Below are 21,868 nucleotides of genomic sequence, written 5' to 3'. Positions count from 1 at the left end.
GACAACATCACTGCCCGTGTGCCCTTGGCATCCGGGCAGTGTTTTTCCCCCCGGCTACTCCCGTAACGACAGCCGGTCCAGACTGATCGTGGCCAGGTCCACCACGGCCATCCGGCCATGGGGGCCGCCCAGCCGCGACGGCTGGCCCAGCGCCAGCCGCACCGCCTCGGACAGCACCAGCCCCGCCGCCACCAGCAGGGCCGGGGGCTGGCAGCCCAGCACGTCTTCCGCCGGGGTTGCCGCAGGCTGCCCGTGGGGAAAGAACATTCCGGCCAGCCCGCGTTCGCCGGGCAGGGCCGTGGCCACCATGGCCGTCCACCCGGCCACGCTGGCCGCGATCAGCGGCACATCCGCAGCTGCGGCCCCGGACTCTGCCGCCGGGCGAAACGCCACGCCCCCCAGCGCGTCGATGGCCACGTCCACGCCCGCATAGAACCGCGCAAAGTCCTGCCCTTCCAGCCTGCCCCGCCACACGTCCAGTTCCACCGCCGGGTTCACCTGCGCCACGCGGCGCACGGCGGCATCCGCCTTGGGCGCACCGAGCTCCGCCTGGGTGGCCAGCAACTGGCGGTTCAGATTGGTGGGTTCGAACACGTCGTGGTCCGCCACCCGGATCTGGCCAACGCCCATCCGGGCCAGCCCCTCCAGAATATGCCCGCCAAGGCCCCCCAGCCCCACCAGGGCCACCCGGGCGCGCAGCAGCCGGGCCTGGCCCGCGCAATCCAGCGTGGCGAAGTTGCGAAGGTAGCGTTCCGGCACCAGTCCCAGTTCCAGCGCCACGATTTCGGCCTGACGCAGGGGCACGCCTGCCTCTCGGGCCGCACCATCCGCAGCCCCGTGCGGCACCACCCGGACGGGGCTGCCGTCGGGCAGGGTGCCGGACACCGCGGCCCGTTCCAGCGCCTGGCGCAACATGTCGGAAAAATCCACGGCGACCTCTTTCGGTACGGGGTGACATCTGTATGGGGTGGCTCAGGACCGGGGCGCGCAGCAACCGGCAAGCCCCGCACCCGCACGCCCTCTCATGCCCCGACAGGCTCAGGCACAGGCCGGGATTCCCGCCTTGCCTTCAGGCGACATGTACAGAAAAAGCCCCGCCACCGTAAGGTGCGGGGCTGACGAACGGGTGAGGTTACCCGGCATCCGCTGACATCCACCAGCATCCACAGGCCGCTTTGGCAGACACCTTGGCCGCCCGGACCCGCCACCGGAAACATCCTACATCTTGCGAAAGCCCAGCAGCACCCGGTACGGCCCCGGAACGCCGGGCGGCGCCAGGGCCACCCTGTCCCCGCCGGACATCACGGCCAGATCCGGGCTGACCGCCTTGCCGTTGACGAAGACCACCTCCACCTGCTCCGGGGCGATGTCGAGCTGGCGCAGCAGCTCCGGCCCCGTGGTGCCCGGATGGACACGCACCTGCAGGGGCACGGGCCAGCCCCGCATACGGAACAGCTCCGCAAGCCCCATGAACGCCCGCAGTTCGATGGTGTCCGGTCCGGTAGCGGGAACGGCATCCCGCCCTGCCCCTTCGCCGTGCCGTGCATGGTCGGCCATGTTTCCTCCGCTCCGCGCCTACCCGCCGCCCACCGCCGGGAACAGGCCCAGCCTGTCGCCCTCGGCCAGCGCCTTGTCCATGGGGGCATGCAGGCCGTTGACGAAGATCACCGCCACCTCTTCCGGCGCGATGCCCAGGGCCAGCACCACGTCATGCACGGTTCCGCCGCCGGGCAGGGAAAATTCCTCCCCGCTCCCGGGCTGAAAGCGCTGCAACGTGGCGTAGCATTTCACGGTGATGATCATGGGTCGTCCGCCTGCTCCGTACTGCCGGTCATGCCACGGGCCGCCCCGTCTTCGGGGCGGCCACGCAGCCACATGTGTCTAGAAGGCCAGCACGCTGTCGATTTCCTCGTCCGTGAAGTCCCACACGGTGTTGTGCGGGGGGCACGGCTCTTCGAAGAACTCGGGCAGCCGGTCGTGCGCGCTGGTGAACCCGGCGCGGCGGTTGAAGTCCAGTTCGGCCTTCAGGATGGTCTTGCCGAGGGCGGTCACGTCGTCCCCGGTCAGTGACAGATCATACCGCGCATTGATCATGTCGACCAGCGCGTTGAACCCGTCGGGAATGTCCAGGATGGCGAAGGCGATGAACAGGCACATGCCGGTGGAATCCACGGCGGCGGTGGCGATCTGCAGGTTGCGCGAAAGCTCCACCTGCCCTTCCTTGCCCAGCGGGTCGACAAAGCCGCCCACGCGCAGGATGTTGGTGGCCACGGCGTACCCGGCGGTGTGGTCGGCGCCCATGGGGGTGGTGGCGTAGGTCAGGCCCACGCCCTTCACCGCGCGCGGGTCGTAGGCGGGGATGGCCTGGTTCTTCACCACCGGCACGCGGGTAAGCCCGTACATCTGGCCGACGGCTGCCGCGCCGCTGCCCAGGATGCGGCCAAGCGGGGTGCCCTGGCGGATCTGCTTGATCAGGTCCAGCGCGGCCTTGCCGTCGCCCCACGGGATGACGCCCGCGTCCATGGCCACGGCCACGGCCACCGAGGTCTCGATGGAGTCGATGCCCACCTCGTCGAACTCGCGGTCGGCGTAGGCGATGGCGTCCAGGTCGTCGATGGCGGCGTCCGCCCCCAGCGCCCAGATGGTTTCATACTCGAAGCCGCTGGTGATGTACTTGCCCTGCTTGTCCACGTAGTGCTGCGAACAGCGGATGACGCACCCCGCGTGGCAGCCGTGGGTGGTCTTGCCGCCGCGTTCCTCGATGGTGGCGGCCATGGTTTCGCCGCCGATGTTGTTGGCCCACTCGTTGCGGCCCCGGCGGAAGTTTTCCGTTGGCAGGCCGCCCGCCTCGTTCAGGATGTTCACCAGCACGTTGGTGCCGTACTTGGGCAGGCCCTGTCCGGTGACGGGGTGGGTGGTCAGGGCGTTGGCAAAGCGCTTGGCCGCGCTCTTGAACTCCTCGGGCTTGGCGATGGGCACGGCGGGCGCGCCCGCGTCGTCGATGACCACGGCCTTGATCCCCTTGGAACCCATGACGGCGCCCAGCCCGCCGCGCCCGGCGCTGCGGATGTTGCCTTCCGGATCGGCAAAGGAAATGTTGGCGGCGGTCAGCTTCATCTCGCCCGCCGGACCGATGAGCGCAACGCCCACCTTGGGGCCGTACTTGTCCTGCAACACCTTGATGGCGTCGTAGTTGCCCGCGCCCATGATTTCGGCGGGGGCCTCGTCAAAGGTCACGCCGTCCTTGTCCACCTTGACCACGGCGTACTTGCCGTCGGCGGGCAGGCCTTCGAACACCAGCGCCTTGATGTCCAGGCGGGCCATCTTCTGCGAAAAGCTGCCGCCGCTGTTGCTTTCCTTGATGCCACCGGTGAGGGGGCTTTTGGCCCCGCAGGAAATGCGACCGGAGTTGACCGCGCTGGTGCCGGTGAGAAAACCGGGGGCGAAGACCAGCTTGTTGTACTTGCCAAGGGGATGGCAGGTGGGCTTCACCTCGTCGGCGATGAACATGGACGTCAGGCCGCGCCCTGCGAGCCCGGCATACTTTTCGGGACACGCCCCGATCTCCGCAGTCCTCGAACCCATGTCAATGCGTATGAATTTCGCCATGTCAGCCTCCGTTGCTGTGTAAGGACAGGCACGCGCCGCCAACCGGCAACGCCACCACGCCATGCTCCCTGCCGCGTGCAACCGCATACGGCATGCATGGCCGACACCACCGCATCTGCAACACCAGAACGGGGCGCGCGGACGGAAGGCTGCCGCCCGCGCGGCGACCCGTTGCGTACAGGCGTGACGCAACACCTGCCTTTACTCTCACTATTTATGGCATGCCATGGTGTCAATTTATGCCTTGCATGACATAGGATGCATTTTCGCCACATTCCGAAATGCCTTACTATGTCAATGGTGACACATTACTCTGTTCTCCACGATACCCCTGACGCATTCCACGGGTAAAAACGTTGGTCCCGGCCACATCCCAACCCCATGCGATAGCGCAGGCACCGCAAACGCCCGCGCTGCTGTTTGTTCCGGTTTGTCTGTGTCTGTGCTGGTAAGAAACACTCCAACTACCCCAATGCCCCGGCTTCTTCCGGGCCGTCACCCCGCCAGGGCGCGCCAAAGGCTCGCAGGCGGGCCCGGCGCGCCAGATGAAAAAAAACCGGCCCCCGCCGAAAAACGGCGGGGGCCGGGAAGGGCCGGGCGCGAAAACCGGGCTAGCTGCCCGTCTTCAGCATCTCCCAATACTTCTCGTAGATCTCCAGCGCATTGCCCACGCTGTTGGTGAACTCGGCGTTCTTCAGGTCCGCGTCGGTGGGTGAGGTGATGCGGCTCTTGGCCAGCTCGGGCGAAAGGATCTTCTGCGCGCCCACGTTGGGGGTGGAATAGTTGTATTCCTCCACGCATTCCTTAGCCACGTCGGGCCGCAGCAGGAAGTCGATGAATTTGTGGGCGTTGTCCTTGTGCTTGGCCCCCACGGGAATGGCCAGGCTGTCCACCCACAGGGGCACGCCTTCCCTGGGGTAGACGTACACCAGGTTCTCGTTCTCGCTGGCGGCGATGTAGGCATCGCCGTTCCAGATCAGGCCCGCGGCCACTTCCTCGCTGATGAAGGCCTGCTTGCTGGCGGTCACGTCGAACACGCGCACGGCGGGCAGCAGCTTCTTCAGCCATTCGTAGGCGGCCTTGATTTCCGCTTCACTGGTGGAGTTCACCGAGTAGCCCAGCGCCTTCAGGGCCACGCCCATGGAGTCGCGCTGGTCGTCGGACAGGATGACCTTGCCCGCGAATTCGGGGCGGTTCAGGTCGTTCCAGCTGGTGATGGAGGCCGGGTCCACTACCTTCCTGTTCACCATCAGCCCCGCCGAACCCCACATGTAGGGCACCGAGTATTCGTTGCCCGGGTCGAACGGCTGGTTCAGCACCTTGGGTGAAAGGTTCTTGAAATTCTTCAGCTTGGACTTGTCGATCTTGGACAGCAGCCCGTCGTCGCGCATCATGGAAATGAAGTAGGTGGACGGCACGACCACGTCGTAGCCCACGCCCTTCAGCAGCTTGATCTTGGCGTACATGGCCTCGTTGGATTCGTAGGTGGTGTACACCACCTTGATGCCCGTCTCCTTGGTGAACCGGTCGAGCACCGACTGGGGCACGTATTCCGACCAGTTGTAGACGTGCAGCACCTTTTCCTCCGCCGCCACGGCGGGGCCCGCGAACAGCGTCGCCGCCAGCACCGCCAGGGCAAGGCCCACCATCACCAGCGCGGCGCGGGCCGCGTGCAGCTTCGTGCGCATCATTTCCTCCTCGTCCTGGTCAGGGTTTGTGCCAGCAGCACCAGCACTATGGTTACCGTGAACATCACCGCCGACAGGGCGTTGATGTCCGGCTTCACGCCAAGGCGCACCATGGAATAGACGCGCAGGGGCAGCACCTCGAAGGTGGGGCCGGTGACGAAAAAGCTCACCAGCACGTCGTCCATGGACAGGGTGAACGACAGCAGCCACCCCGCCGCCACGGCGGGCGCGGCCAGGGGCAGCAGCACGTGGCGGAAGGCCCGCCATTCCGACGCGCCAAGGTCGCGCGCGGCCTCTATGAGCTGCTCGTCGAACTCGGCCAGGCGCGCCAGCACCGTCACGGTGACGAAGGGCAGCGCCAGGGTGACGTGGGCGGCCAGCAGGGTCCAGAAACCCAGCTGCACCCCCATGGCGATGAAGAAGATGAGCAGCGAGATGCCCATGACGATGTCTGGCGACACGGTGAGCACGTAAATGCAGCCGTGCAGCACCTTGCGCCCCGGAAAGCGGTAGCGCCGGATGCAGATGGCCGCCAGCGTGCCCAGCACCGTGGCGATGGTGGCGGCCAGGGTGGCCACGGACAGCGAATTCAGCGCGGCGTCCACCAGCGGGCCGTTGGCGGCCAGGGCGGAATACCACTTCAGGGTGAAGCCCTTCCATTCGGTGGTGTAGCGCGCGTCGTTGAAGGAATAGACGATGACCACCAGGATGGGCACGTACAGGAAGGCATAGACCAGCCAGACCAGCCCCGTGCGCAGGGTGCGCAGCGTCGACGGCGTTCGGAGGGTGCGCGACTTCATGTTACGCCCTCCCCCGCGCGTCATGCGCGCCATGCGCGCCGGACGTCATGCCGTCGTCGCCGTCTGCCTGCGCCGCATCGGGCGTGCGGCCCGCGGTGGCAGCCCCGGTGTCCGCGCCCTTGCGTTCGCGCAGGGCCACCCGGCGGCTGCTGAGCCAGTAGCCGATGATCATCAGCACCAGCAGCACGGTCAGGATGGTGCTGGCGGCGGCGCCCAGCGGCCAGTCGCGCGCCACCAGGAACTGGTTCTTGATGAAGTTGCCGATGAGCATGCTCTTGGCCCCGCCCAGGATTTCCGGAATGTAGAAACACCCCAGCGAAGGCAGGAACACCAGCATGCACCCGGCCACGATGCCCGGCAGGGTCAGCGGCAGGGTGACGTGCCAGAAGGCCCGCAGGCTGCTGGCCCCCAGGTCCTTGGCCGCGTCCAGCAACCGCTTGTCCAGCTTTTCTATGGACGCGTACAGCGGCAGGATCATGAACGGCAGCAGCGTGTAGGTAAGCCCGGTGAACACGGCGAATTCGCCGTACATGAACGACACCGGCTCGCTGACCAGCCCCAGGGCCATCAGCACGTTGGAGGCAAGGCCCTGCGATTTCAGGATGATGATCAGCGCGTAGGTGCGGATGAGCGAGTTGGTCCAGAACGGAATGACCACCAGCAGCAGAAGCCACGGGCGCAGCCCGCGCCGGGCCGTGGCCACGGCATAGGCGAACGGGTAGCCGATCAGCAGGCACACCAGGGTGCTGGCGGCGGCCAGCCACAGCGATTCGCCCAGTATCCTGATGAACACCGGGTCGGCGAGGCGGGCGTAGTTGTCCCACGTGAACACCAGGCGCACGAAGTCCGACTCGCCCCGCTCCAGAAAGGTGACCAGCAGCAGGCCGAGGTTGGGCAACAGGGCGAACAGCCCCAGCCACAACCAGACCACGGCGATGCTGGCGGTGCGGAAGGGTCTACGCTGCGTCATCGGGCAGCAGTACCTCCCATCCGTCCACCCAGCTTACGGCCACGCGCTCGCCGGGGTTGTAGTTGATGTCCTCGTCGTCCTCGTTGAAGAACTCCGCCGCCATCAGGCGCTGGCCGTCGTCCAGGGTGATGACCAGGTCCACCGTGGCGCCCTTGTACACCGATTCCTCGATGCGGCCCCACAGGTGCGGCCAGTCCGGGGTCTCGGCAACCGCAATGCGGTCGATGCGCAGATCCTCCGGCCGCAGCAGCACCTGCACCCCGTCGCCGGGGGCCAGCCTGCGGCGCGACCGCACCGGAAACACCGTGCCGCCCACGGTGGCGTCGTACAGGTGTTCGCCGGGCTTCAGGTCCGGCGGCAGGGCGGCGTGTTCCGGCGTGCCCGGCGCGGGCGGGGCCAGCGGCGTGCCCGGCGCGGCGGACCAGTCCAGGCGCACGGCGTCGATGCGGCCCGGCAGCGCGTTGATGTCGCCCACGAAGCGCGCCACGTACATGTTGGCGGGTTCCTCGTAGATTTCCTTGGGCGCGCCGATCTGCTCTATGCGGCCCTCGTTCATCACCACCACCCGGTCGGACATGGCGAAGGCTTCTTCCTGATCGTGGGTGACGAACACGAAGGTGATGCCCAGCTGTCGTTGCAGGTGCTTGATTTCCAGCTGCATCTGCTTGCGCAGCTTGAAGTCCAGCGCGCTGAACGGCTCGTCCAGCAGGAGCACCAGCGGGTTGTTGATGACCGCGCGGGCAATGGCCACGCGCTGCTGCTGCCCGCCGGAAAGCTGGCGCGGCTTGCGGTCGGCGAAGTTTTCCAGGTGCACCATGCGCAGGGCGTCCAGCACGCGCCGGGCCGTCTCGTCCGCCGCCACGCCCTGCATCTTCAGCCCGAAGGCCACGTTGTCGCGCACGGTCATGTGCGGGAACAGCGCGTAATTCTGGAACACGGTGTTCACCTGGCGCTGTTCCGGGGGCACCCGGTTGACCACCTGGCCGTTGATGCGCACCTCGCCCGACGTGGGCTGCTCGAAGCCCGAAACCAGACGCAGGATGGTGGTCTTGCCGCAGCCCGACGGCCCCAGCAGGGTCAGGAACTCGCCGTTGCGGATGGTGAGGTCTATGGAATCGAGCGCCACGGTGTCTTCGAACGTCTTGGTGACGCCGCGCAACTCGATGATGTGATCCTGTTCTGCCATCGTCGCCTCTTGCTTGCGTGGTCGGGAGCTGCCCCCGGACCCCTGCGGACCGTGAGACCGGGAGGCCGAGGTCCGGAGTTCGGGTGCGCTGCATGGCGGCAGCGTTGGTATCGCCTGCATGCCGGGCCGCGTCTCGGGCCGGATGCCGGGCCGCATGCCTGTCCGGATGTCGGGCCGGATGTCGGGCCTTTCGACCGCCCGGAGCTCGTCCGGATGCGGGCCCTATCGCGGAACATGCCGCGCTGCCTGTGAATGCGTGATGCCGAAACGTGCATCCCGATGCCTTCCGGCGCCGGGGGCCGGATGCCGTATGCATCCGCCGCCTCCGCTGCATGCCGCCACGGGGGCTGCACGGGGAAACGGCGCGGGCGATGCCGGTGCGCCGGGGCGCATCGCACCGGAAACCGGCACGGCAAGGCTTCGGGGAGTGGGTGGGGACGAAATCGCTACGCTACGGGATGCAGGGCGCGCCGGTTACCGGAGCGCCGGGGCCGCAGGGCCGGCATCGCCGGCCACGGGCGTTCGGGCGTTACCGGAGCGGCGAAGCCCCAGATTGCGCACCCGGTGCACCGGCCGGGATGAAAGGATGACCTGCGAGCAGCGTATCATGCGTCGTCTTCCCTCATGGTGGGCATGAAGTGGCGTCATGAAATGGCGTCGGGGAGTGACGTCATGCGCCGGGTCGGGAACGGGCCGCGCGCCCTAGGCGGGCGCGGGCTGGAAGGTGGTCGTTCGGGCCTTGTGTGCCATGCGGGGAGCGGGGTGACAAGCAAAAAAACACCCCCGCGCGGCGGGAGTGTGGCAGAGAACCGGCAAGGGGGATGGGGGAGGTCCGGCATTTCTGCGGGGCAGGGCTCCTTTTGGCACTCTGCGGTCCTCATCCATACGGTTCGCGCGTTGCGCTCACCTGCCGGCCGGGGCAAAGGAGCATCCTCCTCCGCACCCCCTCCCGCCAAAATTTTTACCTGTTTTTCCTAATAATCCTGGCATTTTTTCGGCATGAACGCCACATGGGACATGGCTCAGGAAACCGTTCCCGCGCGCACCCGCCCACATGAGAATTTGCGATTGCTGAATCGGTGCCCCAGGTGCCCTGTCACCGAGCCCCCGCCGCGCCCGGCTCCCCGAGCGCATCCGACAGGCGCACGAAGCGCACCCCGCGCCGCAGCAGTTCCGGCAGGGCCGCGCGCAGCCCCGCGCCGCTGCCCGCATTGGGCTTGTTCATGTGCAGCAGCAGGATGCCGCCGTTGCGGGCGGCCAGCAGGTTGCGGGCCACGGCAGGCGCGGGCAGCGTGGCCCCGGCGTCCGCCGCCACGGTGCAGCCGGTGACGGTCTGGCCAAGGTCCGCCGCGATGCGCACGGCCACCTCGTCGCAGAACAGGGTGGCGGCCCGGTAGAAGCGCGGGCGCGCACCGGTGAGGGCGGCCAGCCGCCGGGCGTTGGATTCCACCTCGTCCACGAATTCGGCCACGGAGCGGGTGCCCCGGATACCGTAGGCGGCCCGCCCGGTCACCGAGGCGGGGCGGTGGCGCGCGCCGTGGTTGGCGATCTCGAACAGCGGGTCGGCGGCCAGATCGGCGGCTTCGGCGGGATGGGCGGCAAGCCACGGCCCGGCCAGAAACAGGGTGGCGGGCACGCGCAGTTCGCGCAGCAGGGCAATGATGGAATCATCATACCCGCCGCCGCAGGCGTCAAAGGTCAGGGCCATGGTGACCGGGCCGGTCTTGGGTGCGCCGGTCTTGGGTGCGCCGGACTTGGGCAGCCGGGTAAGCGTGCCGGGCAGGGCCGCCCCCCACTGGGCTGGCTGCTGCCCGCCGTAGCGGGCCGCGAGGCGGGCCGTCAGTTCCGGCAGGGGCAGATCAGCAAGGGATGGTTCCGCCGCTGTCCCCAATCGCGCTGCCCGGACGGTGGGAGCGCATGACAGAAACAGCAGCGCAAACAGCAGAACAGACAGACGCCACGCGAGACGGCATGCGGACTGGCCCCCCGGACACGGGATGGCGACGGAGGCATGTCCAGGCACGGCTTGCGTCACCATGCGGCCCGGCATGCCTGCGGCGGCCATGCCTTAGCCCTTGCCCAGACCGGGCAGTTCGCACTGGCCGCAGACGCGGCCCACGGCCACGTCGCCCAGCCCAAGGGCCACGGCAACCAGGGTGCGCGCGCCTTCGGCGGGCAGTTCCAGCCCGGTCCACAGGCGGAACTGTTCGCGGCCCTGCTCCACGAACATGCCCAGACCATCCTGCGTATCCCAGCCCGCGTCGGTGGCCTCGGACAGGAAGCGGGTGCGCAGCGGGTTGTAGACAAGGTCGTAGGCCAGACCGCGCCGTCCATCTCCCCCTGCCGCCGCAACTCCCTGCGCCGCAAACCCCTGTGCCGGAAATGCGGTGTCGCCCTGTCGCTCGCCGGACATGCCCATGGGCGTGGTGTTGACCACAAGGTCCGCGCCCCAGTGGACGCGCGCATCCCAGTCCACCCCTTCCGCGCCGAACTCGGCGGCCAGCGGGGCGGCCTTTTCCGCGTTGCGCCCGGTGACGCCCACCGCGCCCACCACGCCGTCACCGGCGGGGCCAAGCTCGCGCAGGCCGGCCAGCACGGCGCGGGCCGCGCCGCCGTTGCCCAGCACCAGCGCCCTTTCGCACCGCCACCCTGCTGCCGCCCGCTGGCGCAACGGGGCCAGAAAGCCGGTAACGTCGGTATTTTCGCCCAGCAGCTGGCCGTCGCGCCAGTACAGGGTGTTCACCGCACCCACGGCGCGGGCGCGCTCGCTGACGCCGTCCAGCAGGGGCAGCACGGCTTGCTTGTGGGGAATGGTGACGCTGGCACCGCGTATGGGCAGGGTGCGCACGGCGGTGATGAAATCTCCCACGTGGCCCGGCTCCAGCGGCCAGGCCATGTACACGGCGGGGATGTCCAGCAGGCCGAAGCCCCAGTTGTGCAGCAGGGGGCTCATGGTATGGCCGAGGGGATGGCCGATGATGCCGTAGAGTTCGCGGGGCAGGAACGGATGTGCGGGCATGGGACGGCCTCCGGCGGACGGCCCCTTTCACACAGGGGCAAATGTCCAGAACCACTGCGAGGCCCCTGCCTTTTATATCCAGACTGACCGCCGCAGTGGCAATTTTTAGGGGGGAGCCTCAGCCGTTATGCGAGTCTTCGAGCATTACGGATGAGGACAGCAAAGCGGGGTCCGGGGAGGGAGACCTTTTTCGCTCTGCGGTCGCCATCCGTAAGACTCGCGCGATGCGCTCGTCTAACGGTTGCCGCAAAAGGTCCCCTCCCCGGTTCATTCTTAACCCAATGTACCCGGTTCTAAATGACCTTGTTCAGCGAGTACTCGATGATGCCTTCGGCACCGGCGGAGCGCAGACGGGGAATGAGGTCGCGCACGAGGTCGTTTTCCACCACGATTTCCACGGCGTACCAGGTGCTGTCGCGCAGCCCGGCCACGGTGGGCGAATTGAGGCTGGGCAGCTGGTCGAGCACGGCGTCCAGATTGTGGGCGGGCACGTTCATCTTCAGGCCCACCAGCGAATCGGCGCGCAGCGCGCCTTGCAGCAGCAGGTCGATCTGCTCGATCTTGGCGCGCTTCCACGGGTCGGCCCAGGCGGCCTTGCCCGCGATGAGCACGGTGTTGGTCAGCAGCACCTCGGCGATGATGCGCAGGCCGTGGGCCTTGATGGTGGTGCCGGTTTCGGTGACCTCGACGATGGCGTCGGCCAGGCCTTCCACCACCTTGGCCTCTGTGGCGCCCCAGGAATACTGCACCTTGACGGGGATGCCCGCGTCTTCGAAGTAGCGGCGGGTAACGCCCAGCAGTTCGGTGGCGATGGTGCACCCGGCAAGGTCTTCCGGTCGCACGTAGGGCGAATCGCCGGCCACGGCCAGCACCCAGCGGGCCGGGCGGTTGCTGACCTTGGAGTAGATCAGGTCGGACACGGTGACCACGTCGGCCCCGGTTTCCAGCAGCCAGTCCTTGCCGGTCAGCCCCACGTCGAGCACGCCGTCTTCGAGGTAGCGGGGAATTTCCTGCACCCGGCAGAGGCGCGCGGTCAGTTCCGGGTCGTTGATTTCCGGAAAGTAGTTGCGATGATGCTTGCGGATCTTCCACCCGGAGCGGGCGAACAGGTTCACGGTGGCTTCTTCGAGCGAGCCCTTGGGAATGCCGATCTTCAGCATGTTGTTGCCGGACATTATTTGTAGACCTCCTTGGGGTCGAACACGCGGGGCGAGCAGATGACGGGTTCGCCGTCCGTAAGCTCTCGGTAGAAACAGCTGCGGTACCCTTCATGGCAGGCCGCGCCGCCCTTCTGATCCACGAGCAGCAGCACGGTGTCGCTGTCGCAGTCCAGGCGCACGGCCTTGATATGCTGGGTATGGCCCGACGTGCCGCCCTTGTGCCACAACCGGCCACGGCTGCGGCTGAAGTAATGCGCCTCGCCGGTTGCGAGGGTGGCGTCCCATGCTTCTTCGTTCATCCAGGCCATCATCAGCACTTCGCCGGTGGCGGCGCACTGGGCGATGGCAGGCACGAGACCGTTCATTTTCGCAAAATCGGGACGGAAGCCTTGTGCGGCGTCGGAAGCCTGAGCCATGTGCGATGTCCTCGCGCGGGGAATTCCCCCAAGGGGTTGCGGGGCAAGGCCCCAAAAAGGTTGCCGGGGCAGGACCCCGAAAAGACTGCCGGAACGCGGCCTGACGGACGCGGACAAGCGCTGGCGTGTGCCGCGTTTGCCCGGTGCATGGCCGCAAGGTGGCGAATCTAGCCGTTCCGTGTGACGGACGCAAGGCGGCGAGGCGGATGAAGACCCCGCCAAGGGTGCGCCGCGCCGATCAATCCCGCAGCTTGGCATGGGCGGACAGCACGGCCAGCTGCACCCCGGCCAGATGCTCCAGTTCCTCGGCCAGGGCCAGGGCTCGGGCGGCGGAAGGCCCGGCGCAGCACAGGCCGTGGCGTTCCATCCACACCGCGTCGCGGGTGACGGCGGCAGCGGCCACGGCGTCGGCCAGTTCCTGCGTGCCGGGGGCGTGGGCGGGCGCAAAGCCCAGTTGCCCACCCAACAGCTCCGATTCGTAGATGGGCAGGCGCAACATGTCGTCCGGCCCGACCAGTGCGCCAAGGGCCAGCAGGCGCGGCGGATGGGTGTGCACCACGGCCATGGCGTCGGGCCGGGCACGATAGATGGCCAGATGCATGGCCCCTTCGGACGAAGGCTTGCCCCCGGCCAGCACCGCGCCGGAAGCGATGTCCACCAGCGCGAGGTCGCCGGGGCCAAGGTCGCCTTTTGCTGCGCCGGAGCAGGTCAGCAGGCAGGCCGAGCCGATACGCAGACTGGCGTTGCCGTTGAACCCGGAATACAGGCCGCGCTGCCAGCCGCGCAGGCAGATGCGCCGCAACTCGTCGGCATGGCCGTCGGGGATGCCCTCTCCCCATGGCGAGGGGGCCGAGCCGGAGACAACGTGTACGGATGCACTGCCATTCGCATTACCATTCGCACTCGTTTTCGTCACACGAAACGTATTACCAGCGTGGTCTGCACTGCCCCCGCCCGAGTCGCCCCCGGATGACGGGACCGGCTGCCGCTGGCGGTACGAGGTCTTGATGTCGATGACCGGCGTGCCGTCCAGCGCCTCCAGCGGGGCCACGCGCAGGCGCACGCCGCCGTCCGTGCCGGGGGCCAGTTCCAGCAGGCGCACCTCGTGCAGGCCCACCGGGTTGGGCCGGGCGGGCGAGCGGGTGTTGAACACGCCGCGTCTGGGGCGACGCGTGTCGCCGCGCGGGTGCACGGACAGCACATGGCGATCGGCACGGTGCAGCCAGGTGAGCAGGGTCAGGGACAGGCCCGGCGTCAGGGTGTCCAGACCGGGCACGTAGGGGGCGGCAATCTCCACCCATGCCTCGGGCGCACCCTCGTCGCCCTGCTTGGGGCACTGCGAAAGATCCGTGAGCGGCGACACGATGACGCCGATGGGCCGCAGGGTGGTGTCCATGGTCACCTCTCTGGTCTATGCGGGGAGAGTGCGGGGGAAGGGCCCCTTTGAAAAGGGGCTCCTTCCCCCGTACCCCCATCCCCCCAAACTTTTTAATTGGTCCGTCGAATCAACGCGCTTCCCAATCCCGTGCCCTGTGGCTCTTACCCCGAAAAATGGTCGAACCCGGCGGACGCGGGCAAGTCACCATTGACCAGCACCATGCCATCGGCGGTGACCCGGCCCAGCGGGATCAGGCCGGGCACGGCGGCACGCACCGCCTCGAACATGGCCGGTCGGCAGCAACCCAGCAGTGCGTAGTCCTCGCCGCCGGTGAAGGCCGTGTCCACGGGGTCCAGGTCGTTGGCCAGGGCGTAGGCGCGCACCTCGCCGGGCAGGGCTTCGGCGTCCATGACCAGTTCCGCGCCCAGGCCGCTGCCCCGGTCCGCGCCGATGAGCCGGGGCAGGTCGCGCGCAAGGCCGTCGGACACGTCCATGAGCGCGATGCGCGCATCGCCGGTACCGCAGATGGCCGCCAGCGCCTGCCCCGCCGCCACCTGGGGACGCGGGCGCAAGTGGGCGCGGCACGCCTCGGGGTACAGGCGCGCAGCCTCTGCCCCCATGCTTTCCAGCGCCAGCAAGCCCACGCGGGCCAGACCCACGCGACCCACAAGAAACAGTTGGTCGCCCGGCTGGCAGCCGCCCCGGCGCAGAAAGGGCGATGCCCCCCCGGCGGCGGGTTGCGGGCGGGTGCCGACGGGGGCGACTTCGGATGCGTCACCAGCCACGTTGCCTTCCCCTCCCTCTTTCAGGGCAGCGGCACGGACAGGGCGCGGCGCAGCCCCACCCCACACGGTGATGCACAGGGACAGGGCATCGCCACGGGTCAGGTCGCCGCCGGACAGGGCCATGTCGTATTCGCGGGCCAGCGCGGCCATGGCGCCCAGCATTTCGTCGCAGAACTCGCGCGAAAGGTCGGCAGGCGCGGTGAGGGCCAGGCTGAAGCCCAGCGGACGCGCGCCGCTGGCGGCCAGGTCGCTGATGTTCACGGCCAGGGCCTTGTGGCCTATGTCGCCGGGGGTGAAGTAGCTGGTGCGGAAGTGGCTGTGCTCGTTGAACAGGTCGGTGCTCACGGCCATGCGCGGCGGGCAGGCGATGACGGCGCAGTCGTCGCCGCGCCCCACGCACAGATGGGGATGGGCATTGGTGAAATGGCGGTCGATGGCGGCGAGGAAATCGTCCTCGGAGGCAAGCCGGGTCATGCGAAGGCTCCTGCGAATGTGCTGTTGAACACCCCTGCGGCGCTGCGACAACATGCCGTGTCGCCAGTGCCTTCAGGGGCGGGCGACGCCTTTCGCGCCGCCAGAGCATGCCGCCATGCCGCATCGGCCTGGCGACGCTGCCCGCGTCAGTCGGATTCCAGCGTCAGGTATTCGGCCATGATAACCTTGAGGCCGAAACCGGGAAAGTTCACGCGGTACTTGTCGGGCGGCAGGTGCTGCACGATCTTGCCGCGCCCGAAGATGCGGTGGGTGCAGTAGCCGCACTGGCCCGCCGGGGCCGTGCCGCCGGACAGCAGCGAAGGCGCGGCGGCAGCGGCGGCAGGCTGGCCGCCGGATTGCCCGCCACCTTGCGCGCCGGGCCGCGCACCGCCGGAGTACGCCGTCGGCGGCAGCGGACGGCCCGCGCCCCCCCCTGCCCGGCCCGGCGTGGTCCCTTCCGCGAACATGGGCGGACGGGGAATGCCGGGCGCGCCGTCAAAGCGGTTTCCCTGCGCAAAGCCGCCGCCACCCACTCCGCCCCTGCCGCCGCCAAAACCCGCCCCGCGCTGTCCATTCTGCACATCCCGGCGCATCAGCCCGCCGGAATAGCTTTCGTGCATCTCGTCGAACAGATGGGCGGGCAATTCGCGCACAAAGGGGCTGGGCACGGCGGGCTGGTTGCCGCCGTCGCCCCGGCTGTACAGGCTGGCGGGCACGAACAGGCACAGGTGGTCGCGGGCGCGGGTGCAGGCCACGTACATCAGCCGCCGCTCTTCCTCGAAGTCTTCGGCGCGGGCAATGGCGTGCCGCGAAGGAAAGCGTTCTTCCACAAGGTCGATGAGCAGCACCGCGCCCCACTCCAGCCCCTTGGCCGAGTGGATGGTGGAAAGCACCACGCTGTCGCGGTTTTCCTCTTCCTCGCCGGGGTCTTCCAGCGACAGGTCGGAGATGAACAGGTCCAGGTCGCGGTAGGATGCGGCAATCTGGAGCAGTTGTTCCAGCCCCTGCTGCCTGCGTGGCCAGTCGTCGGGGAAGGCGGCCTCCATTCGCGGCTTGTAGTGCTCCATCACCTCTTCGAGCAGCGAGGTGGGCGTGTGCGGGCGCTTGCGCAGGCCGTCCAGCAGGTCCAGGTCGGCGCGCAGTTCGGGGTAGCGCAGGCAGGCGCGGCTGGTGGCCTCCGGGTTGCCCTGCCGGGCCACGTCGTACAGCTTGAGGGTGGTCTTGGGCCCCACACCCTTGGACATGGCGGCAATGCGCTGGAACGCGGGCAGGTCCAGCGGGTTCAGCACCAGGCGCGCGTAGGACAGCACATCCTTGACGTGGGCCGCCTCCGAATAGCGCAGCCCGCCGTACTTGCGGAACTTCACGCCCAGTTTGTTCAGCTGCACTTCCACATGGTACGACTGGTACCCCGCCCGGAACAGCACGGCGATGTCGTGCGGCGGGTAGCTGCGCAGAAATTCCACGATGCGCGACACCACCAGCGAGGCCTGGGTCAGGTCGCTGAGCGGGCGCACCACCTGCGGCCTGTCGCCCCCTTCGCGCGCGGCGAACAGCTTCTTGCGGTAGGCCTGCGGAGCCTCCGCCAGGATGGCGTTGGTCAGGTCCAGCACCGGCTGCACCGAGCGGTAGTTCTCTTCCAGCTTGATGATCTGCGCGGCGGGGAACAGCTTGGGGAAATCCAGGATGTTGCGCACGTCCGCCCCGCGAAAGGCGTAGATGGACTGGGCGTCGTCGCCCACGGCCATGACGTTGCCGCCCTCGCCCGCCAGCAGGTGTACCAGCCGGGCCTGCACCAGGTTGGTGTCCTGGTATTCGTCCACCATGATGTAGCGGAACCTGGCGCGGCACCAGTCCAGCACGTCGGCCCGTTCGCGCAGCAGCCGCTCCAGTTCGAACAGCAGGTCGTCGTAGTCCAGCAGGCCGTGCTCGCGACGATAGGCGTGGTAGGCGGCGGCGATGCGGCCAATGCCCTCGGCGTGCACCAGCAGGTGGAACGCCTCGCGCCGGATTACCTCGTCGATGTCCAGTTCCTTGTTGCGGGACTTGCTGATGAGCCCCACGATGTTCTGGGTGCGCGGGAAGGAGCGGTCGCCCTTGCCGATGCCCAGATTGTCCTTGCAGTGGCGCACCGCGTCCACGATGTCCGCGCCGTCCATGACGGTAAGGTCGCCCGCCTCGTAGCCCGAGGGGCGAAACTGGCGCAGCACCGAATAGGCGAAGGCGTGAAAGGTGCCGCCCTGCACCCCGGTAACCCCGTGCACGCCGCCGTGCACGGCGGCGGTGGCGCTGTGTTCCAGCAGCCGCCCGGCCCGGTGCAGCATTTCGCGCGCGGACTTGCGGGTGAAGGTCAGCAGCAGGATGGCGGAAGCGGGCACGCCCTGCTCCACCAGATTGGCCAGCCGGTAGACGATGGTGCGCGTCTTGCCGCTGCCCGCACCGGCAATGACCAGCACAGGGCCTTCCAGGGTTGTGGCGGCCTGATACTGGGCGGGGTTCAGTTCGCTTCGATAATCTATCATATGGTTGCCGGATGCTTGTCGGTGCGTTTACGGTGAAAAGTGTGTCGTGGCAGGGCTCAGCGCGTGCGGATGGCTGTGCTATCGGAAAGCGCCGCAGACGAAACGTCGGTGTGCGTCGGGCCGGGCGCGGCGGAAGCACTGGACGCGCTGGACGCAGCACCGGACGCGACGGGCGTAGCAGGCGCGCCGGGCGCAGCACCGGACGCGGGGCTGCCATGCCCCAGCGCGGACACCTTCGCGCCGCGCCAGTCCGCCTGCCCGGTGAGCACCGCCGGATATCCCGCGGTGCGCTCCGGCGCATCCAGCCCGAAGTGGCGCAGCACAAGCGCGCCCACGTCACGCACCGAAACCGGCGCGGCAATGCCGGGCTGTCCGGCCTGCGAATCGTACCAGAAGGCGTCGTCCGGGGTATGGGTACCGGTGCGCCCGTACTGTTCCGGCAGGCCGAATATCTGGCTGCGGTTCCACTTGGCCTTCAGGTCGAAGCCGTAGGCGGGCACGCAGACCAGATCCGGCGCGGCCCAGCGCAGGGGCGGGCCGTCTTCCGGACCAGAGGCTGCGACAGGGCCGGAAGCCGGGCCGGATTGGCCCGTGCCGGGCAACAGCCGTTTGCCTGCCCCGGCAACGTCCGACTCCGTTCCAGTCAGACACGAACCGGGCTGGCTGAATCCGGCCTGGCCCAGCGCCCCCTGCCCCGGCACCTCCGGCCCGTAGGCCTCGTCCGCCGTGAGCACGGCGCGGAACACCGGCGCGCCCTCGAAGGTCAGTTCCATCAGCTCGCGCCGCAGCCGCTCGGCCAGCCGCCGCCCCGCCGCGTCGTCCAGCGTGCCGTCGGGGAAGCGGCGGCGGGTACGCAGGTAGATGCGGCCCGGGTCCAGCGCAAAGGCCGCGCTGGCCGGGTGCAGGGTGGTGGCGTCCAGCTCGTGGCACTGCTCCACGCCGCCGGGCGTGACCTGGCGCAGCAGGCCCTGCCCGCGCAGCCAGGCGTTCAGGTCCACCTCTGCCCGCACCGGGCCGAAGCCGTGGTCGGCCAGCGCCAGCAGACGCACCGGGCGGCCGTCGCGCGCGGAAAGGGCCTTGACGAGGTCCAGCACCTCGCCCAGCAGCGCATCCCATTCCGCCAGAAATTCCATGCACGCGGGGTGTTGCGGGTGTCCTTCGTCGGTCACCGCATCCCACAGAAAGTGGAACAGCCTGTCGGTTTCCGTCAGCACCAGCACGAACAGGTTCCACGCAAGGTCGGGCCACAGCAGGCGCAGCGCGGCGCGGCGCGAGGCCAGCGTGGCGCGCAGTTCCGCCAGCAGGTGGGCTGGGTCCGAGCCGCCGCGCGCGGTGTCGGCCTCCAGCCGGTAGCCCGCCCCGGTCAGCGGCCCCAGCAGGAACGGCGGATGCACCGCCCGCGCCAGGTCGTGCGCCACGAACCCGGAAACCAGCATGCCCGGAATGGGCCGCGCCGGGTAGGTATTGGGCAGGTTGACGACCCGGCTGGTCAGCCCGCGCTCGCCCAGGCGGTCGAAGATGGTGGGCGCGGCCACCTGCGAGAAGTCGGCCAGCGACAGCTGCCGGGTGGTCACGTTGAACCGCGTAAAGCCGTACACCCCGTGCGTTTCCGGGCCGGACGCCGTGTAGAACGAGGTCCAGTTCACCGGCGAAAGGTCGGGAAGCTCGGCGGCAAGGGCCGACGCGTTGGGGGATGCGGCGATGCGGGCAAGGTTGGGGGTGCGGCCCTGGGCGCAAAGGTGGCGGGCCAGCGAGAACGGCAGGCCGTCCAGCCCCAGCACCACCAGATGGGGGCGCGTGTCCGTGTGCATACCCAGCCTGTAGCAGATGGGGGGGCGATGCGCCAGCGCACGCAAGGCCCGGCCTTGACCAGCGAGCCGTCGCCGCGTTCAGGCAACGGCGGATGCGCCAGCGCGCGCGAGGCCCGGCGGGCGCGACGGGAAACGACGAGAGCCAGCCCGCCCATGCCCATCCGCCACACCGCCAAGACGTCGCGGAGGTGGGCCGTTGGCCTTGCACGCCGTCCAGCCGCGCAGTGCGGCGACACCGGAAGGCCGTGACCGCGCCGCCCCTCGCGGGCTTGCGCTACACCCCGCGCTTGCGCCGCGCGGTGATGGTTTCGCCGCCCACGCCCCAGTTGTCGGTGTCCACCTCGTCGATGGTCACCACGGTGGTGGCGGGATTCTTGCCGAGGATATCCACCAGCAACTGCGTGACGCCCTGGATGAGCGCCGCCTTCTGCTCGCTGGTGGCGCCTTCGCGGGTGATGCGGATGTTGACGTAAGGCATGGAAAACTCCTTGTGCGGGGGTGAGTGCGCCAGTATCCACCGCTGACCGGGGCGCGTCCAGCCCCGCCGCGCCCCTGCCATTTTGACGTCCGGCGCATCCGCGCTCTATCATGGGGAAAACATGGGTTTCGTGATACGGCTGGTAATGCCCCCGCCGCAACCTGCCCTGCGCGGCGGGGGGAGCCGTGACGGCAGGCGACCGCCGGGCGATACCGGGCGGCACCGGACAGGCCACACCGGCTTGACGGCACCGGCCAGACCACACCGATCTGGCGACACCGATCTGGCGGCACCGATCTGACCATACCGATTCGGGGTCGCCGTACGGACCACACTGGTCCGGCCACCTTGCCGAGCCCACACCGTCCCGGCGAAACCGTCCCGACCAGACGGGCCCAACCGGACGGGTCCAACCAGACGGGCCCGGCCTGACTGCCCCGACCTAACCTCAAGGACCGACCATGGCCAAATTCGACTGCGAACTCTTCGGCCACTTCGTCTACGGGCCGGAACTGAGCTACAACGACCTGCTGGCCCGCGAAGCGGAACTGGTGGACGCCATCCACGGCGCGCTGGAAGCCAGCGGCGGCGAACACATCGACTTCACCCCCACGGGCGACGCCCTGCGCGTGCAGTGCGTGTTCGTCAACCACGAGGAAACGGCGTTCCACGCGGCCTGCGCCGCCGTGGCCCCCCTGCTGCGCGGCGACGTGGAAGGCCGCATGCTGTTCGTGGACAAGGGGCTGGACCTGCTGCACCTGTACCTGCTGGCCGACGGCGCCTGGCAGGAAGCCACCCTGCGCCTGCCCGACGCCCGCGCGGGCATGGCCGCCCATGCCCACAAGGACCCGGCCCTGACCGTGGTGCCCACGGCAAAGCCCAAGCCGGGAACGGCCCGCGCCAAACGCGGAAAGGGCGGAGGCGGCGGCAAGGCTGCCGCGAAAGCGGAGGAATAGGCGAAGGGGCGCGGAGCCCGCTCGGGCCTGCCTGGGCCTGCTCGGGCCTGCTCGGGCTTGATGCTCACCTCCGGGTCAGTCGAGCCTGTCCGGTCCCAGCCGACCCCATTCGGTCCCAGCCGATCCTGTCGGGGCCTGTCGGACCCATCCGGGCCTGTCGGGGCCTGCCGGGGCTTGTCGGGGCTCGCCTGGCATCTCCGGCCTGTCTGGACGAGTCAGGGCGAAACGGGGCGCGTCAGGCCAAGCCGGGGCAGGTCGGGCAAACAGGTCGCAGCCTGTCGGCACTCCGGCCTGACAGTATCGATTGCTGCCCCGGCCCCTTCCCCCCTTGTCGTCACCCGACGCACCCGCCCCCAGGCGGGGCAGTCCGGCGCGCCGCACCCCCCAACGCCTGCGCCCCCCACACGGACCACCGCACCCCCGGCAACCCCGACATTGACGGCAACCCGCCCGCATACTAGGGTTTCGACCCATTCCCACCGTGCCCGGATGGCGGAACTGGCAGACGCAAGGGACTTAAAATCCCTCGGCCTCACGGCTGTGCGGGTTCAATCCCCGCTCCGGGCACCATTGTTTCAAGGCGGTTACGACGACGTTGTCGTAGCTGCCTTTTTTG

General features: G+C 68.6%; 18 protein-coding genes and 1 tRNA gene. 2 read left to right on the top strand and 17 right to left on the bottom strand.

The genetic code is table 11. From position 1 onward, the window contains the following. Positions 1-54: 54 nt before the first annotated feature. From K6142_RS15580 to K6142_RS15500, 17 genes are all read right to left on the bottom strand, one after another. Positions 55-930, bottom strand: coding sequence for a ThiF family adenylyltransferase (locus tag K6142_RS15580; RefSeq protein ID WP_190245631.1), 876 nt, complete (start codon positions 928-930; stop codon positions 55-57). 288 nt (positions 931-1,218) lie between these two features. Further along, positions 1,219-1,557: a MoaD/ThiS family protein gene (locus K6142_RS15575; RefSeq protein ID WP_223290433.1), complete on the bottom strand. Its 339-nt coding sequence runs from the start codon at positions 1,555-1,557 to the stop codon at positions 1,219-1,221. A gap of 18 nt (positions 1,558-1,575) precedes the next feature. Beyond that, the gene (locus K6142_RS15570) at positions 1,576-1,803 is read right to left on the bottom strand and encodes a MoaD/ThiS family protein (RefSeq protein WP_012613073.1); all 228 of its coding nucleotides are present in this window, start codon (positions 1,801-1,803) and stop codon (positions 1,576-1,578) included. A gap of 78 nt (positions 1,804-1,881) precedes the next feature. After that, positions 1,882-3,609, bottom strand: a complete 1,728-nt coding sequence (locus tag K6142_RS15565) for an aldehyde ferredoxin oxidoreductase C-terminal domain-containing protein (protein ID WP_190245632.1) — start codon at positions 3,607-3,609, stop codon at positions 1,882-1,884. Between the two features lie 611 nt (positions 3,610-4,220). Next, positions 4,221-5,258, bottom strand: coding sequence for an extracellular solute-binding protein (locus K6142_RS15560; protein ID WP_190245635.1), 1,038 nt, complete (start codon positions 5,256-5,258; stop codon positions 4,221-4,223). Between the two features lie 38 nt (positions 5,259-5,296). Continuing rightward, a complete protein-coding gene (gene potC / locus K6142_RS15555; RefSeq protein WP_012613076.1) occupies positions 5,297-6,097 on the bottom strand; it encodes a spermidine/putrescine ABC transporter permease PotC in 801 nt (266 codons plus the stop codon). Position 6,098: 1 nt separating this feature from the next. Continuing rightward, positions 6,099-7,067 (bottom strand): spermidine/putrescine ABC transporter permease PotB, encoded by a 969-nt coding sequence (gene potB / locus K6142_RS15550; protein WP_190245633.1) that lies wholly within the window; start codon positions 7,065-7,067, stop codon positions 6,099-6,101. Beyond that, the gene (potA, locus tag K6142_RS15545) at positions 7,054-8,253 is read right to left on the bottom strand and encodes a spermidine/putrescine ABC transporter ATP-binding protein PotA (RefSeq protein ID WP_012613078.1); all 1,200 of its coding nucleotides are present in this window, start codon (positions 8,251-8,253) and stop codon (positions 7,054-7,056) included. The genes potB and potA overlap by 14 nt, the downstream gene beginning before the upstream one ends. A 1,096-nt stretch (positions 8,254-9,349) precedes the next feature. Further along, positions 9,350-10,144, bottom strand: coding sequence for a polysaccharide deacetylase family protein (locus K6142_RS15540; RefSeq protein ID WP_223380934.1), 795 nt, complete (start codon positions 10,142-10,144; stop codon positions 9,350-9,352). Positions 10,145-10,321: 177 nt separating this feature from the next. Then, a complete protein-coding gene (locus K6142_RS15535; RefSeq protein WP_223380933.1) occupies positions 10,322-11,272 on the bottom strand; it encodes a shikimate dehydrogenase family protein in 951 nt (316 codons plus the stop codon). Positions 11,273-11,565: 293 nt separating this feature from the next. Further along, positions 11,566-12,447 carry an ATP phosphoribosyltransferase gene (hisG, locus tag K6142_RS15530; RefSeq protein ID WP_190246021.1) on the bottom strand — a complete coding sequence of 294 codons (882 nt, stop codon included), beginning with the start codon at positions 12,445-12,447 and terminating at the stop codon, positions 11,566-11,568. Beyond that, a complete protein-coding gene (hisI, locus tag K6142_RS15525) occupies positions 12,447-12,848 on the bottom strand; it encodes a phosphoribosyl-AMP cyclohydrolase (protein ID WP_190246022.1) in 402 nt (133 codons plus the stop codon). Before hisI ends, hisG begins: the two co-directional genes overlap by 1 nt. A gap of 238 nt (positions 12,849-13,086) precedes the next feature. Beyond that, entirely contained in the window at positions 13,087-14,244 is a 1,158-nt protein-coding gene (gene tsaA / locus K6142_RS15520) for a tRNA (N6-threonylcarbamoyladenosine(37)-N6)-methyltransferase TrmO (protein ID WP_190246023.1), read from the bottom strand. Positions 14,245-14,387: 143 nt separating this feature from the next. After that, positions 14,388-15,485 carry a thiamine-phosphate kinase gene (locus K6142_RS15515; RefSeq protein WP_190246024.1) on the bottom strand — a complete coding sequence of 366 codons (1,098 nt, stop codon included), beginning with the start codon at positions 15,483-15,485 and terminating at the stop codon, positions 14,388-14,390. A 146-nt stretch (positions 15,486-15,631) separates the two neighbouring features. Continuing rightward, positions 15,632-18,007 (bottom strand): ATP-dependent helicase, encoded by a 2,376-nt coding sequence (locus K6142_RS15510; RefSeq protein WP_223380932.1) that lies wholly within the window; start codon positions 18,005-18,007, stop codon positions 15,632-15,634. A 56-nt stretch (positions 18,008-18,063) separates the two neighbouring features. Beyond that, positions 18,064-19,818 (bottom strand): alkaline phosphatase family protein, encoded by a 1,755-nt coding sequence (locus K6142_RS15505; RefSeq protein WP_223380931.1) that lies wholly within the window; start codon positions 19,816-19,818, stop codon positions 18,064-18,066. Between the two features lie 274 nt (positions 19,819-20,092). After that, entirely contained in the window at positions 20,093-20,296 is a 204-nt protein-coding gene (locus K6142_RS15500) for a 2-hydroxymuconate tautomerase family protein (protein ID WP_012613087.1), read from the bottom strand. Between the two features lie 461 nt (positions 20,297-20,757). On the opposite strand from K6142_RS15500, the gene K6142_RS15495 reads away from it, so the two are divergent. Together K6142_RS15495 and K6142_RS15490 are read left to right on the top strand one after the other, a co-directional pair. Continuing rightward, positions 20,758-21,252: a hypothetical protein gene (locus K6142_RS15495; protein WP_190244655.1), complete on the top strand. Its 495-nt coding sequence runs from the start codon at positions 20,758-20,760 to the stop codon at positions 21,250-21,252. Positions 21,253-21,735: 483 nt separating this feature from the next. Further along, positions 21,736-21,822, top strand: a tRNA-Leu gene (locus K6142_RS15490). The last annotated feature ends 46 nt before the right edge of the window (positions 21,823-21,868 follow it).

It is taken from the genome of Nitratidesulfovibrio sp. SRB-5, assembly GCF_019931275.1.
GTDB lineage: Bacteria > Desulfobacterota > Desulfovibrionia > Desulfovibrionales > Desulfovibrionaceae > Cupidesulfovibrio.
This window is presented reverse-complemented; position numbering and strand designations above follow the sequence as displayed.

Bases quoted from the DNA above. Each gene is read 5' to 3' on its own strand.
- K6142_RS15575 (WP_223290433.1), bottom strand. From the start codon at position 1,557: ATGGCCGACCATGCACGGCACGGCGAAGGGGCAGGGCGGGATGCCGTT.
- K6142_RS15570 (WP_012613073.1), bottom strand. From the start codon at position 1,803: ATGATCATCACCGTGAAATGCTACGCCACGTTGCAGCGCTTTCAGCCC.
- K6142_RS15565 (WP_190245632.1), bottom strand. From the start codon at position 3,609: ATGGCGAAATTCATACGCATTGACATGGGTTCGAGGACTGCGGAGATC.
- K6142_RS15560 (WP_190245635.1), bottom strand. From the start codon at position 5,258: ATGGTGGGCCTTGCCCTGGCGGTGCTGGCGGCGACGCTGTTCGCGGGC.
- potC (WP_012613076.1), bottom strand. From the start codon at position 6,097: ATGAAGTCGCGCACCCTCCGAACGCCGTCGACGCTGCGCACCCTGCGC.
- potB (WP_190245633.1), bottom strand. From the start codon at position 7,067: ATGACGCAGCGTAGACCCTTCCGCACCGCCAGCATCGCCGTGGTCTGG.
- potA (WP_012613078.1), bottom strand. From the start codon at position 8,253: ATGGCAGAACAGGATCACATCATCGAGTTGCGCGGCGTCACCAAGACG.
- K6142_RS15535 (WP_223380933.1), bottom strand. From the start codon at position 11,272: ATGCCCGCACATCCGTTCCTGCCCCGCGAACTCTACGGCATCATCGGC.
- hisG (WP_190246021.1), bottom strand. From the start codon at position 12,447: ATGTCCGGCAACAACATGCTGAAGATCGGCATTCCCAAGGGCTCGCTC.
- hisI (WP_190246022.1), bottom strand. From the start codon at position 12,848: ATGGCTCAGGCTTCCGACGCCGCACAAGGCTTCCGTCCCGATTTTGCG.
- tsaA (WP_190246023.1), bottom strand. From the start codon at position 14,244: ATGGACACCACCCTGCGGCCCATCGGCGTCATCGTGTCGCCGCTCACG.
- K6142_RS15515 (WP_190246024.1), bottom strand. From the start codon at position 15,485: ATGACCCGGCTTGCCTCCGAGGACGATTTCCTCGCCGCCATCGACCGC.
- K6142_RS15510 (WP_223380932.1), bottom strand. From the start codon at position 18,007: ATGATAGATTATCGAAGCGAACTGAACCCCGCCCAGTATCAGGCCGCC.
- K6142_RS15505 (WP_223380931.1), bottom strand. From the start codon at position 19,818: ATGCACACGGACACGCGCCCCCATCTGGTGGTGCTGGGGCTGGACGGC.
- K6142_RS15500 (WP_012613087.1), bottom strand. From the start codon at position 20,296: ATGCCTTACGTCAACATCCGCATCACCCGCGAAGGCGCCACCAGCGAG.
- K6142_RS15495 (WP_190244655.1), top strand. From the start codon at position 20,758: ATGGCCAAATTCGACTGCGAACTCTTCGGCCACTTCGTCTACGGGCCG.